The organism is Amaricoccus sp. (assembly GCF_017993425.1).
Lineage (GTDB): Bacteria > Pseudomonadota > Alphaproteobacteria > Rhodobacterales > Rhodobacteraceae > Amaricoccus.
In genome coordinates, this window is the sequence record NZ_JAGOMQ010000018.1 from 1 (window position 1) to 14233 (window position 14233).

Annotated in this window: 11 protein-coding genes; 5 read left to right on the forward strand and 6 right to left on the reverse strand. The window is 73.3% G+C overall.

Annotated elements, in window-relative coordinates:
- Positions 1-14: 14 nt before the first annotated feature.
- From KBB57_RS10145 to KBB57_RS10155, 3 genes are all read right to left on the reverse strand, one after another.
- Entirely contained in the window at positions 15-182 is a 168-nt protein-coding gene (locus tag KBB57_RS10145; protein ID WP_290749428.1) for a hypothetical protein, read from the reverse strand.
- On the reverse strand, positions 179-622 hold the full coding sequence (locus tag KBB57_RS10150; RefSeq protein WP_290749431.1) for a PaaI family thioesterase: 444 nt from the start codon (positions 620-622) through the stop codon (positions 179-181). Before KBB57_RS10150 ends, KBB57_RS10145 begins: the two co-directional genes overlap by 4 nt.
- Positions 623-1120: 498 nt before the next feature.
- Positions 1121-2011: a LysR family transcriptional regulator gene (locus KBB57_RS10155; protein WP_290749433.1), complete on the reverse strand. Its 891-nt coding sequence runs from the start codon at positions 2009-2011 to the stop codon at positions 1121-1123.
- 256 nt (positions 2012-2267) lie between these two features.
- On the opposite strand from KBB57_RS10155, the gene KBB57_RS10160 reads away from it, so the two are divergent.
- On the forward strand, positions 2268-2507 hold the full coding sequence (locus tag KBB57_RS10160) for a hypothetical protein (protein ID WP_290749435.1): 240 nt from the start codon (positions 2268-2270) through the stop codon (positions 2505-2507).
- A 276-nt stretch (positions 2508-2783) separates the two neighbouring features.
- On the opposite strand, the gene KBB57_RS10165 is transcribed toward KBB57_RS10160, so the two are convergent.
- Complete coding sequence (locus KBB57_RS10165; protein ID WP_290749437.1) at positions 2784-3524, reverse strand: phosphatase PAP2 family protein; 741 nt, start codon at positions 3522-3524, stop codon at positions 2784-2786.
- An 817-nt stretch (positions 3525-4341) separates the two neighbouring features.
- Positions 4342-4938, reverse strand: coding sequence for an alpha-ketoglutarate-dependent dioxygenase AlkB (locus KBB57_RS10170; protein WP_290749440.1), 597 nt, complete (start codon positions 4936-4938; stop codon positions 4342-4344).
- Positions 4939-5088: 150 nt separating this feature from the next.
- On the opposite strand from KBB57_RS10170, the gene KBB57_RS10175 reads away from it, so the two are divergent.
- From KBB57_RS10175 to dnaJ, 4 genes are all read left to right on the forward strand, one after another.
- Entirely contained in the window at positions 5089-6513 is a 1425-nt protein-coding gene (locus KBB57_RS10175) for an efflux RND transporter periplasmic adaptor subunit (protein ID WP_290749443.1), read from the forward strand.
- A gap of 136 nt (positions 6514-6649) precedes the next feature.
- On the forward strand, positions 6650-8590 hold the full coding sequence (locus KBB57_RS10180) for a MacB family efflux pump subunit (protein ID WP_290749445.1): 1941 nt from the start codon (positions 6650-6652) through the stop codon (positions 8588-8590).
- A gap of 791 nt (positions 8591-9381) precedes the next feature.
- Entirely contained in the window at positions 9382-11295 is a 1914-nt protein-coding gene (dnaK, locus tag KBB57_RS10185; protein ID WP_290749448.1) for a molecular chaperone DnaK, read from the forward strand.
- 74 nt (positions 11296-11369) lie between these two features.
- Positions 11370-12518: a molecular chaperone DnaJ gene (gene dnaJ, locus KBB57_RS10190; protein ID WP_290749451.1), complete on the forward strand. Its 1149-nt coding sequence runs from the start codon at positions 11370-11372 to the stop codon at positions 12516-12518.
- 7 nt (positions 12519-12525) lie between these two features.
- Here the strand turns inward: dnaJ and KBB57_RS10195 are convergent, their stop codons facing one another.
- Positions 12526-14142, reverse strand: a complete 1617-nt coding sequence (locus KBB57_RS10195; protein WP_290749454.1) for a winged helix-turn-helix domain-containing protein — start codon at positions 14140-14142, stop codon at positions 12526-12528.
- Positions 14143-14233: the final 91 nt, after the last annotated feature.

Here is a 14233-nt window from a genome sequence, read left to right on the forward strand (position 1 = left end):
GGGGGCGCGCGGGCTCATGCGGCGGGTCGCTCCACGGTGAAGGCGCCCGCCATGGCCGCGACCGCGTCCTCGGGCGAGCGGGTCCAGGCATGGGCGCGGACGAAGGCGACCGTGCGGGTGACGCGGAGGCGTTCGGCGCGGGCGGGCAGGCGCCGGACGGGCTCGGGGGCGCGCGGGCTCATGCGGCGGGTCGCTCCACGGTGAAGGCGCCCGCCATGGCCGCGACCGCGTCCTCGGGCGAGCGGGTCCAGGCATGGGCGCGGACGAAGGCGACCGTGCGGGTGACGCGGAAGCACTCGGCGCGGGCGAGCAGGCGCTGGCCGGGCTCGGCGGGGCGCAGGTAGTCGATGCGCAGGTCGATGGTCGCGGTCGGGCGCGACCCGGCGGGGTGCAGCATCACCGAGGCGCCGCCGCAGCTGTCGAGGAGCGCGGTGACCACGCCGCCGTGCAGCACGCCGGTGGCCGGGTCGCCGACGAAGCGGGGGTCGTAGCCGAGGGCCATGAAGGCCCAGCCGTCGCCGGCCTCGATCACCTCGATGCCGAGCGCCCGGCAGAGCGGCAGGGCGCCGAGGAACTGGCGCGCGAGCTCGGTCTTGCCGGTGGGGGCGGCGGGGGGCTGCATGGATTCTCTCCTGACGGGCGCAGATGGGCACATGCCGGCGGCGGGCGCAAGGCTGGCGCCGCGCGTCCTCCGGCGCGGCAGCAGGCGGGGGCGGCGGGCGGGGTCCCTGCCTCGCCGCAGGGCCGTTCCGGCCCCGGGGATCCGGTCGGGAAGGCGCACACGCCTCCTGCCTTGTCCCGCACGACGGCGGGGCCGGGCGCCCTCATGGCCAATCGCGATGCTGTCGGACGGGACCGGGCAGATGCGAACGGGCGGCCTCTCGACCATGTTTGTTTCCGTGCAAATATAATTCGAAATATATATGCAAATATTTTGAATATAAACGGTGAAATCATTGCACAGTCATCAGCGCCGCATTTCGCGGCGCCGTTCGATTCACTTGCAGCTTGTGCCCTTCCTGTCCCGGCCGCTCCGCGTCGGGGAGGTTGACATGCGGGCGCCCTCGCGAGGCGGGACGGCGCCGCTGGTCGATCCTTGCCGCCTCGGTCGTGCAGGCCCTCACACCTGCGAGCGCAGCCAGGAGACGAAGGCCTTGAGCGGCGGGCGCATCACGCCGGGGCGGGTGACGATCCAGTAGCCGGCGCCCTCGTCGGCGAGACCGCCCCCCGGCGGCGGGGCGAAGACCTCGACGAGGCGGCCGGCGGCGATCTCGGCCAGCGCCGCGGGCCGCGCCATCACCGAGATGCCGATCCCGGCGCGCACCGCCTCGAGCATGGAGTGGTTGGGGACCTGGGTCACGGTGCGGCGCGGCCCCTCGACCACCCCCTGCTCGGCGAGCCAGCGGGTCATCTCGTTGGCGCCGATCTCGACGATCCACGGCAGGTCGAGGAGGTCCGCGGCGGCGGCGACCCGCCGCCCCGCCACGAGCCCGGGCGCCGCGACGATCATGAAGTCCGAGGGAAGCAGCAGCTCGCAGGAAAGCCCGGCCCAGTCGCCCCTGCCGTAGCGGATGGCGACGTCGACGCCGCCGGGGGCGAGCTCGACGAGGTCGTAGGTCGGGTTCAGCAGCAGGTCGAGGTCGGGATGGGCGACGAGGAACGCCGGCAGCCGCGGCATCAGCCAGGCGCTGGCGAAGAGCGGGGTGACGGTCACCTGCAACGGCCGCCCGGCGTCCGCGCCGGTCAGCTCGTCGACGCCGCGGCGGATCTGGCGGAACCCCTCCTGGAGCGCCGCCGCGAGGCGCGCCCCCTCCGGCGTCAGCGCGAGCCGCCGGCCGCCGCCTCGGTCGACGAGCGTGGCCCCCAGCCGGTCCTCCAGCGCGCGGACCTGCTGGCTGACCGCGGCGTGGCTGACGTTGAGCGCCGCCCCGGCGGCGGTGAAGCTGCCGGTCTGGGCCAGCGCGGCAAAGGCGCGGAGCGCGCCGAGGGAGGGGAGGGTCAGCCAGTCCATGCGTAAGGCGTCCTTACAGCGGCGAAGCTTTCCTGAGTCGCAGGAATGCCCGGAATCGGCGATTATCTCAAGTGTTCGGACGCAAGGTTCGGGAGGCGCGCCTGTCGGGAATTCTTGCAGAGTGCCTTTCGGTGGCCGTTCGCGCCGACGCCTGGTCGCCCGTCCCGTCGGACGGGGTCCGGACGACGGCGGGGGGCTTGCGGTTCCGGCGATCGGGGTCCGCGCGGCGACGCGCCGCCTCGGGATGGAGGATCAGATGATGACGCATGTTCGGCAGGATGACTTCGGGTTCGGGACCGCGGCGGGTCGCGGCGGCGACGGGTTCCTCCGTCGCGTGGCGGCGGAGCTGCGCGCCTGGCGGGCGGCGCGGGCGCAGCGGGCGGGCGACCGCCGGGCCGGCCTGCGGCTGGCGTTGCTGGACGAGTATCTGCTGCGCGACATCGGCGTGACCCGCGGCGACGCGGTGCGTCTCGCGCTCGGCAGGGAGCAGAAGTAACCGACCGCGCCGCGCCCGGGACGGGCGCGGCGTTCGGACGGGGGATGCGAGGGGCGGGGCGCGCGGGCGCCCCGCCCTTTCGCGTCAGGAGGGCTGCGGGGGATCGCGCCGGGCGGGCGGGCGTGGTTGCACGTGGCTCGGGGCGACCTCTCCGGAGCGCATCGGCGCGCCAGACATGGCGGGCGCGCAGCGCCGGCCGGGGCGCTGCCGGATCGGCGGGAAGCCGGCGCCGTTGCGGCTCGTCCCGGGCGAAGCGATCAGGCGGGGGGCAGGAGATCAGGCGTCGGGGGGCTCGTCGGGCGGGGTCGGGGCGAGGACGCCGCGGCGTTGCAGCCAGCCGGCGACGAGGAGGCAGCCGAGCGCCCAGCCGGCGCCGGCGGCCCAGCCGGCGAGGACGTCCGTCGGCCAGTGGACCCCGAGATAGACCCGGCTCGTCCCGACGAGGAGGGTGAGCAGGATCGCCACCGCGAGGATGTAGATGCGGACGCGGCGGCGCTTCTCGACGCGGGCGAGCATGACGGCGAGGGTGAGGTAGACCACCGCCGCCATCATGGCGTGGGAGCTCGGGAAGGACGAGGTGTAGGTGACGGCCCCGTGCGGCACGAGGTCGGGGCGCGGGCGGTCGAAGCCGCCCTTGAGGAGGAGGCTCGCCGCGATCCCGGAGGCGCTCGCGCCGAGGACGAGGGCGGTCGCGCCGCGGCGGCCGATCAGCCAGAGGTAGCCGGCCGCCGTCAGCGTGACCATGACGAGCACGCCGGTGCCGCCGAGCGCGGTGACGTCGCGGGCGAGCTCCGCCACCCAGACCGGGCCGAGCGGGTCGGCGGGGTCGCCGGGATCGCGCAGCGCGAGGAGGACCGCCACGTCGAAGCGGTGGGTCTCGCCCTCGCGCATCTCGTCGGCGAGCCGGGCGAAGGCCCAGCCGCAGGCGGAGATGACGAGGAGGAGGATCAGCGCGCGCCGGCCCACGAGGGGTCGCGCGCGGTCGAGGGCGTCGCGGGCGAGGCGGCGGAGGGTCATGCCGGCGCCCGGGCTACGGCGTTCACACATCCCGGCTGAAGCCACGGATCGGGAGGAATGGGCCGCGACGTCGAAGCCCGACGGATTTGACCCGCGGCAAATCCGTCCGCGATCGCCCCTGCGGGGGGCGAGCGCGATTCCGCGCTCGCCGGGGCGCTCACGGACGGATTGCGCGCGACGGAGAAATCTTCACCCCTGACGACCTCCGCGCCAGCGCGCTCCGGTCGTCGGCGCGGCGAAAGCCGTGCTTTCGCTTGTCGCGCCGCAGCCTCGCGGGCGGAGCCCGCTTCGGTCGGTCGGCTATCGGCTTCCTGTCGTTCGGTCCATGGCGGCTGGAGGAGACGTGTGAATTCGCTAGGCGTCCGGGAACTGGCGGGGCCGGGCTGGCGGTCATGTTCGAAGCGGGGGGTCGTGTGGGCTCCGGGGGGTTGTCCGCCCGGCCTGACCCGCCGCGCCGGCGGCTGCGCCCGGGTCCGGGGTTCTGGCGGGGGCGTCGGGTTTATTTCGTCAATTTGGCACGAATATAGCGGCGTAGACAAATGCTTGCGGAGCGCATCGCAATATTGCGCGCAAATATATTTCGAAATATTTTGAATATGAACGGTGAAAATCATTGCATCGTTATCAGCGCCGCATCTCGCGGCGCCGCTTGACTCACTTCGAGGTTCCGCCGTCCCCGCCCCTGCCGCTCCGCGTCGAGCCGGGCGGCATGCGCATGTCGCCCGGCGGGCGCCGTCGCGGGACAGGCCTTTCCGCTCGGGAAGGCCGGAGACGTCGGGAGGCCGGCTGGCCGGATCGCGGCAGGGGGCGGCGGGGATCATGCGACCACGCGGCAGGTGAGGTTGAGGCGGCCGCCCTCGGGGAGGAGGCGGGAGGAGCCGAAGCGGATGCGGTCGATCCCGTGATAGGCCAGGCGGGCGGGGCCGGCCATGACGACGACGTCGCCGCTCTCGAGCTCGATGGCGGCGGTGGGGTCGTCGCGGCTGAGTCCGCCCATGCGGAAGAGCGCGCTGTCGCCGAGGCTGACGGAGAGGACGGGCCAGCGGAAGTCGCCCTCGTCGGCGTCGCGGTGGAGGCCCATGCGGGCCTTGGCGCCGTAGAAGTTGACGAGGCAGCAGTCGGGGTCGCGCTCCGGCGCGCAGAGCTCGCGCCAGAGGGCGAGGACGGCGGCGGGGATCGGCGGCCAGGCGCCGCCGGCGGGGTGGCGGGGCTCGTAGCGGTAGCCGCGGCGGTCGGTGACCCAGCCGAGGCGGCCGGCGGAGGTCATGCGCACGCTCATCGGCTTGCCCCAGGGGGTGACGGGGGCGAAGAACGGCGCGGCGGCGGCGACGGCGCGCAGGTCCTCGACCAGCGCCCCCTGCGCGGCGGCGTCGAGGCGGCCCTTGTGGATCAGAAACCCGTTAACCTCGAGCATCCGTGCGTTCCTTCCGGGGGCAACCCGGACTTAGGATGGCGGCGGCGGTTTCGCCAGACGCCGGCAGCCCCCATGTGGACGGGGTGGGGCGCGACGGAAGCGCGGGCCGGGCGCGTTGAAGCCCGGGAAGAGGACGGAAGCGAGGGCCGGATGGCGGGACATCTTCGCGACGCGGCGGACAAGGCGCCGCTGCATCCGGTGCGGGCCGAGGCCGGCGCGCCGGCGCAGCCGCGCGCGGTGGAGGCCCCGGCCGCGGCGCAGCCGCGGGTGGTCGAGCCGGCGGCGCAGCCACGCGTGGTCGAGCCGGCGGCGCAGCCGCGGGTGGTGGAGTCTCCGGCGGCGCAGCCGCGGGTGGCGGAGCCGCCAGCGGGGCCGGGGAAGCGGCGGGGGCGCGGGCGGTGGGTCGTGGGCGCGCTGGCGGCGGCGGCGGCCGTGGCGGCCGGGCTCTGGCTGCGGCCGGCGGCGGAGACCGCTTCGGCGCCGATCACCGCGCCGGTGGCGCTCGGCACGGTCGAGGAGAGCGTGCTGGCGACCGGGCTCCTGAAGCCGACGGACCTGGTGGCGGTCGGCGCGCAGGTGTCGGGGCGGATCGTCAACCTCGCGGTGAGCCTCGGGCAGGAGGTGCGCGCCGGCGACCTGATCGCCGAGATCGACCCGGCCCCCCGCGAGAACGCCATCCGCATCGCGGAGGCCGCGCTGGCGGAGGTGCGGGCCGAGCGGACGGAGCAGGAGGCGACGCTGGCCGAGCAGCGGCGGGTGCTGGCGCGGCGCGAGGCGCTGGCGGCGCGCGCGGCGATCTCGGAGGCCGACGCGGAGACCGCGGCCTCGGAGGTCGAGGTGACGCAGGCGCGGATCGACGCGCTCGACGCGCGGATCCGCTCGGCGGAGGTGGCGGTCGAGGACGCGCGGATCGACCTCGGCTATGCGCGGATCACCGCGCCGGGCGACGGGACGGTGCTCGCGGTGGTGGCGCAGCAGGGGCAGACGGTCAACGCGACGCAGACGACGCCGACGATCGTGGTGCTGGGCAGGCTCGACGTGATGAGCGTCGAGGCGGAGATCTCGGAGGCCGACGTGGTGCGGGTCGCGCCCGGGCAGGCGGCGTGGTTCACCATCGTCGGCGATCCGGAGACGCGGTATCCGGCGACGCTCGCCTCGATCGCGCCGGCGCCGACCTCGATCACCAAGGACACGCTGCTGACCGGCGAGGCGTCGACGGCCAACGAGGAGGCGATCTACTACAACGGCATCCTGACGGTGCCGAACCCGGACGGGCGGCTCCGGACCTACATGACCGCGCAGGTGCATCTGGTGCTCGGCCGCGCCGAGGACGTGCCGACGATCCCGGCGGCGGCGCTGGGGGCGCGCAACGCGGACGGGACGCGGGCGGCGACGGTGGTGGGCGCGGAGGGCGCGCTGGAGACGCGGACGGTGACAACGGGGCTCGCGGACGATGCGCTCGTCGAGGTGCGCTCGGGGCTCGCGGTCGGCGAGAACGTAGCGATCGGCGACGTCGGCGCCGCGCCGGCGCGCTCGACGGCGGCGCGGCGCGGGCCGCCGCCGATGGGGTTCTGAGCGGCGGATGCGGCGTGGTTAACACGCGTGATAGGGTGGTCATGCTCTTGAAGTCGTTCGGTGAAACGGATCGTCGTGATTATGCGGGCGTGCGCCTCGTCGGCGGGCGCGGCCGGACGGAGGGGGCGGACTGACCATGGCGGCGCCGCTGATGGAGCTGCGGAACGTGTGGCGCACCTTCCCCTCGGGGGAGGGGGTGACGGCGGTGCTGCGCGACGTGTCGCTGACCATCGGGCAGGGCGAGTTCGTCGCCATCGTGGGCGCGAGCGGCAGCGGCAAGTCGACGCTGATGAACATCCTCGGCTGCCTCGACGAGGCGAGCGCCGGGAGCTACCGGGTGCGCGGGCAGGACGTGGCACGGCTCGACGGCGACGCGCTGGCGGCGCTGCGGCGCGACACGTTCGGGTTCATCTTCCAGCGCTATCACCTGCTGGCCGAGCTCTCGGCGGTCGGCAACGTCGAGGTGCCGGCGGTCTATGCCGGGGCGGCGCCGGCGGCGCGGCGGGCGCGGGCGGGGGCGCTGCTCGGGCGGCTCGGGCTCGGCGACCGGCTGGAGCACCGGCCGGGGCAGCTCTCGGGCGGGCAGCAGCAGCGGGTGTCGATCGCGCGGGCGCTGATGAACGGGGCGGAGGCGATCCTCGCCGACGAGCCGACCGGCGCCCTCGACAGCCGCTCGGGCGAGGAGGTGCTGCGCATCCTCGAGGAGCTGAACGCCGAGGGGCGGACGGTGGTCATCGTCACCCACGACATGGAGGTGGCGCGCCGCGCCCGGCGGATCGTCGAGCTCCGCGACGGGGCGATCGTCTCCGACCGGCCGAGCGGGCCGGCGGCGGCGGCGGCCGGGGCCGGCGCGGCGGCGCGGGGACGCGGCGGGATGCGGTTCTGGGACGGCGCGCGCGAGGTGCTGCGCATGGCCTTCGCGGCGATGCGGGCGCACCGGCTGCGGACGCTCCTGACCATGCTCGGGATCGTCATCGGCATCGCCGCGGTGGTCAACGTGGTGGCGCTGGGGACCGGGGCGCAGCGGCAGGTGCTGCGCAACATCTCCGGGCTCGGGACCAACACGCTGGAGGTCTATCCCGGCGAGGACATGGGCGACGTGCGCTCGGGGCGGATCCGCACGCTGGTCGCGGCCGACGCCGCCGCGCTGGCGGCGCAGCCCTATGCCGCGGCGGTCACGCCGACGGTGCAGAAGGGCGCGACGCTGCGGCGGGGGGCGGAGGCGGCGACGGCCTCGGTGCAGGGGGTGGCGGAGACCTTCTTCGACGCGCGGGGGATCACGCTGGCCTCGGGGCGGCTGCTGACCCCCGAGGACGTCGCCGCGCGGGCGCAGGTGGCGGTGATCGACACGCGCACGGCGGGGACGATGTTCGGGGCGGAGACGGACCCGGTCGGGCAGTACCTGCAGGTCGGGCGGATGCCGGCGCGGGTCGTCGGCGTCTCGAACCCGCGGCAGGGCTTCGGGGCGAACGAGAACCTCAACGTCTACCTGCCCTACACCACGGTGCAGACGCGGATGCTGGGGACGACGACGCTCAGGAGCGTCATGCTGAAGGTGGCCGACGACGCCGACATGGCGGCGGCCGAGGCGGCGGTGACGGCGCTCTTGGAGGAGCGTCACGGCGGGCGCGACTTCTTCATCGTCAACACCGACGAGATCCGCGAGACGATCACCTCGACCACGCAGACCATGGCGCTGCTGATCGGGGCGATCGCGGTGATCTCGCTGGTGGTCGGCGGGATCGGGGTGATGAACATCATGCTGGTCTCGGTGAGCGAGCGGGTGGGCGAGATCGGGGTGCGCATGGCGGTGGGCGCGCGGCGCTCGGACATCCTGCGGCAGTTCCTGGCCGAGGCGACGCTGGTCTGCGTGATCGCCGGCGGCCTCGGCGTGGTGGCGGCGCTGGCGATCGGCGCGGGGATCTCGGCGCTCGGCTCGGCGTTCCCGCTCGTCTACTCGCAGGCCTCGATCGTGACGGCGGTGGCCTCGTCGATGCTGATCGGCGTGGTCTTCGGCTACCTGCCCGCCCGCCGCGCCGCGGCGCTGAGCCCGGTGGCGGCGCTGTCGCCGGGCTGAGGCGGCGGGGCGGGCCCCGTTTCGCCGGGAGCGGCGCGGGCCTGCTCGCCGGTCGCGCGCGTGAAATCCGCATCAAGATGTTGATCCGGTTGGATGATCCGGAATCCGTCAACCGATTCTCACACTGCACGACAGTGGAGAGGAAGCCCGGCCCGAGGCTGGCCGCGACGCCGACGCCAGACGGATTTGACCCGTGGCAAATCCGTCCGCGATCGCCCCTGCGGGGGGCGAGCGCGATTCCGCGCTCGCCGGGGCGATCACGGACGGATGGCGCGCGACGGGGAAATCTGGCCCCCCCACGGCTTCCGCGCGCAACCGCGCTCCAGCCGTCGGCGCGGCGAAAGCCGTGCTTTCGCTTGTCGCGCCGAGCCTCGCGGGCAAGCCCGCTTCGGTCGGTCGGTCGACGCGCGCGCCCCGTGGACCCAGCAGAGCAGGCAGGTGTCGAGCAGTGTGACCGATTCTTCACGAAGGTTGACGGGCGCCGGCCGGGCGGAGCTTCCGCAGGCAGGGCCGCCGTCGCGGCGGTGCGTCGCGCCGGCGGGGCGCGGGGGTGGCGGGCGGGATCGGCGCGCCCGGGCCGGGGCGCGGGCGGCTTCCGGGCGGATCGGGCCGCGCGGCGACGGAACAATCGCGCGAGCGAGCGTGGGCGCGATCCTTGCGGCGAAAAAGGCCGGGACCTATATACCCGCCGAGTTCGGGCTCCGCACGAACGCGTGAGCCCAGACAGGGATGCGGGACGGGGGCCGCTCGAGGACCCGCCTCGCGACATCGCCGCAAGAAAGGACCATTGAATGCCCAAAGTCATCGGTATCGACCTCGGCACCACCAACTCCTGCGTCGCCATCATGGACGGCAGCCAGGCCCGCGTGATCGAGAACTCCGAGGGCGCCCGCACCACCCCGTCGATCGTCGCCTTCACGGACGACGAGCGGCTCGTGGGCCAGGCCGCCAAGCGCCAGGCCATCACCAACCCCGAGAACACCCTCTTCGCCATCAAGCGCCTGATCGGCCGGCGCTACGACGACCCGATCACCACCAAGGACAAGGGCATGGTGCCCTACAAGATCGTCCCCGGCACGAACGGCGACGCCTGGGTCGAGGTGAAGGGCGAGAAGTACTCCCCCAGCCAGATTTCCGCCTTCATCCTGCAGAAGATGAAGGAGACGGCCGAGTCGTATCTCGGCGAGAAGGTGACGCAGGCCGTCATCACCGTGCCCGCCTACTTCAACGACGCCCAGCGCCAGGCGACCAAGGACGCCGGCAAGATCGCCGGGCTCGAGGTGCTGCGCATCATCAACGAGCCGACCGCGGCCGCGCTCGCCTACGGGCTGGAGAAGCAGGGCTCGAAGACCATCGCGGTCTATGACCTCGGCGGCGGCACCTTCGACATCTCGATCCTCGAGATCGACGACGGCCTCTTCGAGGTGAAGTCGACGAACGGCGACACGTTCCTCGGCGGCGAGGACTTCGACATGCGCATCGTCCAGTACCTCGCCGACGAGTTCAAGAAGGAGCACGGCGTCGACCTGACCAAGGACAAGATGGCGCTGCAGCGGCTGAAGGAGGCCGCGGAGAAGGCGAAGATCGAGCTGTCGAGCGCGTCGCAGACCGAGATCAACCAGCCGTTCATCTCGATGGACCCGAAGACGCACACGCCGCTCCACCTCGTGCTGAAGCTGAGCCGCGCCAAGCTGGAGAGCCTCGTCGCCGACCTGATCGCGCGCTCGATGAAGCCCTGTCAGGCGGCGATCAAGGACGCGGGCGTCTCCAAGGACCAGATCGACGAGGTCGTGCTCGTCGGCGGCATGACCCGCATGCCGAAGGTCATCGAGGAGGTGCAGAAGTTCTTCGGCAAGGAGCCGCACAAGGGCGTGAACCCCGACGAGGTCGTGGCCATGGGCGCCGCGATCCAGGCGGGCGTGCTCCAGGGCGACGTCAAGGACGTGGTGCTGCTCGACGTGACGCCGCTGTCGCTCGGCATCGAGACGCTGGGGGGCGTGTTCACCCGGCTGATCGACCGCAACACCACGATCCCGACCAAGAAGAGCCAGATCTTCTCCACCGCCGAGGACAACCAGAACGCGGTGACGATCCGGGTCTTCCAGGGCGAGCGCGAGATGGCGGCCGACAACAAGATGCTCGGCCAGTTCAACCTCGAGCAGATCCCGCCGGCGCCGCGGGGCATCCCGCAGATCGAGGTGACCTTCGACATCGACGCCAACGGCATCGTCGCCGTCAGCGCCAAGGACAAGGGCACCGGCAAGGAGCAGAAGATCACCATCCAGGCCTCCGGCGGCCTCTCGGACGCCGACATCGAGAAGATGGTGAAGGAGGCCGAGGAGAACGCCGAGGCGGACAAGGCCCGGCGCGAGCTGGTCGAGGCCAGGAACCAGGCCGAGAGCCTGATCCACGGCACCGAGAAGTCGGTGAAGGAGCATGGCGACAAGGTCGATCCGACCACGATCGAGGCGATCGAGCTCTCGATCAAGGCGCTGAAGGAGGCGATGGAGGGCGACAACGCGGAGAAGATCCGCGCCCGCAGCCAGGACCTGACCGAGGCGGCGATGAAGCTCGGCGAGGCGATCTACAAGGCGCAGGCCGAGGAGACCGGGGGGACGGACGCCGGGGGCGGCTCGAACGGCGGCGGGGACGACATCGTCGACGCCGACTTCGAGGACCTCGGCGAGGACAACCGCAAGAACTGATCCGCGAGGATCGGCTGAGGGCCCGCCCCCGGAAGGGGGCGGGCTGATCCGTGTGAAGGTGGAACGGGCGCCGCATGGCCAAGCGCGACTACTACGAGACGCTGGGCGTCGTCCGCGGCGCATCCGAGGCGGAGATCAAGAAGGCCTATCGCAAGAAGGCCATGGACCTGCATCCGGACCGCAACCAGGACAATCCGCATGCGGAGAGCCGGTTCAAGGAGGTCAACGAGGCCTACGACTGCCTGAAGGACCCGCAGAAGAAGGCCGCCTACGATCGCTTCGGCCATGCGGCCTTCGAGAACGGCGGGGGCGGCGGGTTCCGCCATGCCGGGGCCAACGCCGACTTCGCCTCGGCGTTCTCGGACGTGTTCGACGACCTCTTCGGCGACTTCATGGGCGGCGGGCGCGGCGCCGGGGCGCGGACCCAGCGGGCGACGCGGGGCGTCGACCTGCGCTACAACCTGCGCATGTCGCTGGACGAGGCCTATGCCGGCAAGCAGGCGACGATCACGGTGCCTTCCGCCGTCGCCTGCGACGTCTGCCGCGGCTCCGGGGCCGAGGGCGGCGCGGAGCCGGCGACCTGCCCGACCTGCTCGGGCCTCGGCAAGGTGCGGGCGCAGCAGGGCTTCTTCACGGTCGAGCGCACCTGCCCGACCTGCTCGGGCCGCGGCCAGATCATCAAGAACCCGTGCAAGGCCTGCGCCGGCGCCGGCCGGGTGCGCAAGGACCGCACGCTCAACGTCACCATTCCGGCGGGGGTGGAGACCGGCACGCGGATCCGGCTGGCCGGCGAGGGTGAGGCGGGGCTGCGCGGCGGCCCGTCGGGGGACCTCTACATCTTCGTCGAGGTGACGGCGCATCCGATCTTCGAGCGCGACGCCGCCAACCTCTACTGCCGCATCCCGGTCTCGATGGCGACGGCGGCGCTCGGCGGCGAGATCGACGCGCCGACGCTCGACGGCGGCCGCACCAAGGTGAAGGTGCCGGCGGGGGTGCAGTCGGGCAAGCAGCTGCGGCTGCGCGGCAAGGGGATGCCGGCGCTGCGCGGCGGCGTGTCGGGCGATCTCTACATCGAGCTGGCGGTGGAGACCCCGGTGAACCTGACCCAGCGCCAGCGCGACCTCATGCGCGAGTTCGAGGCCGCCGGCCGCGACAACCATCCGGAGACCCAGGACTTCTTCTCGCGGGTGAAGAGCTTCTGGGAAGGGATGAAGGGCGTCTGACGCCGCCTCACTTCACCGCGGCGAGGTCTCCGTCGAGGCCCGCACGCAACGCGGCGGTGCGGAAGCGTCGGCGGTACTCGGGCTCCCAGGGCCAGTCCGCGAAGAAGACGTCAGGGTCGAAGTCGGGCGAGAGGCGGGCTATCTCGCCGCGAGCCTCGCGTACGGTCTGCTCGTCGCCGAGCAGGGCGGCGGCGGCGGCGACGTAGACCCAGCTGTCGAGAAACTCTCTCGATCCCTGACGGAACGCCGCGATCGCTCCCGTGTTGTCGCCGGCGGCGAAGGCGGCGACGCCCTTCGCGATCATGTACCAGTCGGGGTGGGCCGGGTTGAGCGCCAGCGCCCGGTCCGCCCAGGCCACCGCTTCGGCCCCGATGGTCGAGCGCTCCGGCGCGGTCCAGGCGGCGACGGCCAGCACGTCGGCGTCGTTCGGGGCGCGCGCGACCGCCTCGCGGATCGCCCGCCCGGCGGCGGGGATGTCGCCGTGGATGGCGTAAAGCCGGCTCGCCTCGAGCAGCACGGTAGGGTCCGTCGGGTCGGCTTCCATGGCGCGCTCGATCGCGGCGACCTGGGCGTCGGCGTGCGCCGAGGCCTCCTCCGGGTTCATGGAGAGACCGCAGATGAAGCCCTCGGAGATCGCCAGCCCGACCCAAGCCTTGGCGAAGCCGGGGTCGAGCGCGACGGCGCGGCGGAAGTAGTCGCTGGCGAGCGTCAGATCCTCCCTGGTGAACCTGTGCTTGTGCTCGATGCCGAGGAGGAAGAGGTCGTAGGCCTCGAGGCTGCCGGTCTTGGCGTGGGCGCGGTCGCGGCTCGCGCGGGCGATGGCGCCGGTGTAGCTGCCGGCAAGCTCGGCGACGAGCGCCTCGGCCGTCCCGGTCTGGAGCGAGAGCAGGTCGTTCGCCGGGCCCTCGCGGCTCTCGCCCCAGACCTGCCGGCCGGTCGCGGCGTCGGCGAGCGCGGCGGTGACGCGCACCTGCTCCCCCTCCGCCTGGACGGCACCGGTGACGACGAAGTCGGCGTCGAGGGCGGCGCGGACTGCCTGCGGGGTCGCGCCGGCATGGGGCGCGGTCGCCGCGGCCGCATAGACGAAGATCCAGTCGTTGCGCCCGAGATCGGCGATGACCTCGTCGGTGACCCCGCGCGCCAGCCGGCCCCAGCGTTCGTCGCCGGCATCGTTCGCAAATGGCAGCACCGCGACCACGGGGCCGCGCGGCGGGGGTGGGGCCGGAGCGAAGGCGCCGAGCGCCCAGGCGAGCGCGGCGGCGAGGACCGCCGCGGCGGCGCCGGCCGCGAGGATCGGCGCGCGCCGTCGCCCCTTGGCTCCGGACGGCGGCTCCTCACCGATCTCCAGCCGGTAGCCCTCGCGCGGGACGGTGCGGAGGGCGTCGCGGGCGGCGCCGAGGGCGCGGCGGATCTCGCCGATGCACTGGACGAGGCTGTCGTCGGTCACGGCGATCTCCGCCCAGACCTCGTCATGGAGCGTGTCCTTGCTCACAGTCTCGCCCGGCCGCGCCGCGAGGCGGCGCAGCACCGCGGCGGACTGTCGGCGCAGCTCCGTCAGCGTGCCGTCGGGCGCGCGCACCGCGCCGCGGGCGAGATCGATCTCCGCGCCGCGCAGGCGCAGCATCGCGGATTTCCGGGTGGTTTCGGCCGGGTCTTGATACGCGCGCACAGCGGAGACGCCACCCTCGTCAGCGGGGGACGAAAGCCGGCCCGGC

Coding starts and splice junctions, on each gene's coding strand:
- KBB57_RS10145 (WP_290749428.1), bottom strand. CDS start 182: ATGAGCCCGCGCGCCCCCGAGCCCGTCCGGCGCCTGCCCGCCCGCGCC.
- KBB57_RS10150 (WP_290749431.1), bottom strand. CDS start 622: ATGCAGCCCCCCGCCGCCCCCACCGGCAAGACCGAGCTCGCGCGCCAG.
- KBB57_RS10155 (WP_290749433.1), bottom strand. CDS start 2,011: ATGGACTGGCTGACCCTCCCCTCCCTCGGCGCGCTCCGCGCCTTTGCC.
- KBB57_RS10160 (WP_290749435.1), top strand. CDS start 2,268: ATGATGACGCATGTTCGGCAGGATGACTTCGGGTTCGGGACCGCGGCG.
- KBB57_RS10165 (WP_290749437.1), bottom strand. CDS start 3,524: ATGACCCTCCGCCGCCTCGCCCGCGACGCCCTCGACCGCGCGCGACCC.
- KBB57_RS10170 (WP_290749440.1), bottom strand. CDS start 4,938: ATGCTCGAGGTTAACGGGTTTCTGATCCACAAGGGCCGCCTCGACGCC.
- KBB57_RS10175 (WP_290749443.1), top strand. CDS start 5,089: ATGGCGGGACATCTTCGCGACGCGGCGGACAAGGCGCCGCTGCATCCG.
- KBB57_RS10180 (WP_290749445.1), top strand. CDS start 6,650: ATGGCGGCGCCGCTGATGGAGCTGCGGAACGTGTGGCGCACCTTCCCC.
- dnaK (WP_290749448.1), top strand. CDS start 9,382: ATGCCCAAAGTCATCGGTATCGACCTCGGCACCACCAACTCCTGCGTC.
- dnaJ (WP_290749451.1), top strand. CDS start 11,370: ATGGCCAAGCGCGACTACTACGAGACGCTGGGCGTCGTCCGCGGCGCA.
- KBB57_RS10195 (WP_290749454.1), bottom strand. CDS start 14,142: ATGCTGCGCCTGCGCGGCGCGGAGATCGATCTCGCCCGCGGCGCGGTG.